This is a genomic window from Cupriavidus sp. HPC(L) (assembly GCF_000307735.3).
GTDB lineage: Bacteria > Pseudomonadota > Gammaproteobacteria > Burkholderiales > Burkholderiaceae > Cupriavidus.
The window spans coordinates 1-2,304 of the sequence record NZ_AMPR02000322.1 but is presented as its reverse complement, the minus strand read 5'-3'; the positions used below and the strand labels follow the sequence as shown (position 1 = coordinate 2,304).

General features: G+C 69.8%; 2 protein-coding genes and 1 pseudogene. All 3 read right to left on the bottom strand.

Annotated features, from left to right (window positions below):
• Positions 1-682 (bottom strand): annotated as a pseudogene (locus tag B551_RS16545) (apolipoprotein N-acyltransferase); the annotation flags it as partial.
• Positions 679-1,551 (bottom strand): HlyC/CorC family transporter, encoded by an 873-nt coding sequence (locus tag B551_RS16540; protein ID WP_043440367.1) that lies wholly within the window; start codon positions 1,549-1,551, stop codon positions 679-681. The pseudogene B551_RS16545 and the gene B551_RS16540, both read right to left, overlap by 4 nt.
• 205 nt (positions 1,552-1,756) lie before the next feature.
• Positions 1,757-2,304, bottom strand: a 548-nt coding sequence (gene ybeY, locus B551_RS16535; protein ID WP_023264585.1) for an rRNA maturation RNase YbeY, incomplete at its 5' end; no start/stop codon positions are given.

Genomic DNA, 2,304 nt, shown 5'->3' with positions numbered 1-2,304 from the left:
ATGCCGGTCGGACGACGCGCGCCAGCGCCGCCAGCCAGGCCGCGCACAGCGCGGCCAGCGCGCCGATGCCGTAGACGCCCAGCAGCGGCGCGTAGCCGGCCAGCGGTCCGTCGGTATGCGCATAGCCGCTGCCCAGCCACGGGAAACCGGTGAAGATCACGCCGCGCAGCCATTCGGTCAGGCCCCAGGCGGCGCCGAACGCCAGCGGCGCGGCCACCAGGCCAAACCAGCCGGCGCAACTGCCCGAAGCGGCCGAAGCGAAGCGCCGCGGCGCGGTGGCGCGATGCCAGGCGGCGGCCGCCAGCGCGGGATAGAGCGCCAGGTAGCCGGAGAACAGCAGCACCGCGAGCGCGGCCATCCAGGCCGGCATCTCGCCGTAGACATGCATGCTGATATAGAGCCACCAGATGCCGGACAGGAACCAGCCCAGTCCGAAGGCGTAGCCCAGCGCGGCGGCATCGCGGACGCGGCGGGTATCGAACAGCAGCGCGGCCAGTCCCGCCAGCGCCAGCAGCTGCAGCCACCACCAGTCGCGCGGCGCGAAGGCCTGGGTATGGGCGACGCCAAGCACGCCGGCCAGCAGCAGGCGGCCCCAGCGCGCGCGGCCGCGGCGGGTGTCGGTCAGTGGTGTATCGAGTTCGGCGGCGGCGGCGCCGTTCCAGCCCTGCGCCAGCCGCTTCATGCGTTGGCCACGGCGTCGGTGACCGCGGGGGCTTCGCGCCGGACCAGCAGCAGATGCAGCTGGCGCGCGTCGGCGCGCAGCACTTCGAAGCGAAGCGGCGGCAGCGTGATGATTTCCCCGCGGTGCGGCACGTGGCCGACGTGGTTGGTCAGCAGGCCGCCGACCGTATCGACGTCGTCGTCGGGAAACTGGGTGCCGAAGGCCTCGTTGAACTGCTCGATTTCGGTCAGCCCGTGCACGCGCCAGCTGCCGTCGGGCAGCGGCACGATATTGTCGTCATCCTCGTCGAGATCGAATTCGTCCTCGATGTCGCCGACGATCTGTTCCAGCACGTCCTCGATCGTGACCAGCCCGGCGACACCGCCGTACTCGTCGACCACGATCGCGATGTGATTGCGGTTGTTGCGGAATTCGCGCAGCAGGATGTTCAGGCGCTTGGACTCGGGGATGAACACCGCGGGCCGCAGCATCTCGCGCAGGTCGAACTCGCTGTCGGTGTAGTAGCGCAGCAGGTCCTTGGCGAGCAGGATGCCGATGATGTTGTCGCGGCTGCCTTCGTAGACCGGAAAGCGCGAGTGCGCGGTCTCCTGCATGAAGGGAATGAAGGCTTCCGGCGCGTCGGCGATATTGACCGCGTCCATCTGGGCGCGAGGCACCATGATGTCGCGCGCGGTCAATTCCGAGACCTGGAACACGCCTTCGATCATCGACAGCGACTCCGCGTCGATCAGATTGCGGGCGTGGGCATCCTGGAGGACTTCGAGCAATTCGGCCCGCGATTCGGGCTCGGGAGAAATCAGATCGCTCAGTCGTTCGAGCAGGGACCGGGGCCGGTCGACTGGTTTCGAACTAGGGTAAGGGTCGTTCATGGCGCAAGGTGCGCGTGGTGGATACCGGAGCAAGCATACACCAATTGTTTTTCGGTTCCGGCCGGGTGGCCGGCGGCCGGAGCCACCAACCGGGTCCGATGCGGCGCCGAGGTCGCACTGGCTGGTTTCTCCCCTCGTCCGCTTGCGGGAGAGGGGCCGGGGGAGAGGGCAAGCGGGGCCGCCCGCCAATCCCCTCGCCGATCGTTCAGTGCCCCAGCCGCGGCCCGCCGTCGTCGCGGTACGGGTCGGCAAACCCCAGCGCCAGCAGCGTCTCGGTCTCGATGGCCTCCATCTCCTCGGCCTCGGCGTCGTCCTCGTGCTCGTAGCCCTGCGCGTGCAGCGCGCCGTGCACCAGCAGATGCGCGTAATGCGCCTCGAGCGGCTTGCGCTGTTCGCGCGCCTCGCGCTCGACCACCGGGCAGCACAGCACGATGTCGGCGGTGACCGGATCGTCGTCGTGCTCGGCATAGGCGAAGGTCAGCACGTTGGTCGCGTAGTCCTTGCCGCGGAAGCCCCGGTTCAGCGCGCGGCCCTCGTCCTCGTCGACGAAGCGCACGGTCAGCTGGGCATCGGCGAACAGTGCCGAGCGCAGCCACGTCTGCAGCCGTGCGCGCGGCGGCAGCCCGCGCCGGCCGCGGACGCCGTCGCCGTACTGCACGTCCAGTGTCAGTTCGGGCGGCGTGGCCGGCGTGCCGGTGGTGGTCAGCTGCGGCGTGGCGGTGACCGCCACCGCCAGCGCGTCGTGGCTGTCGG

What these genes read in the sequence shown, in the direction of transcription:
- B551_RS16540 (WP_043440367.1), bottom strand. Translation starts at nt 1,551, where the DNA reads ATGAACGACCCTTACCCTAGTTCGAAACCAGTCGACCGGCCCCGGTCC.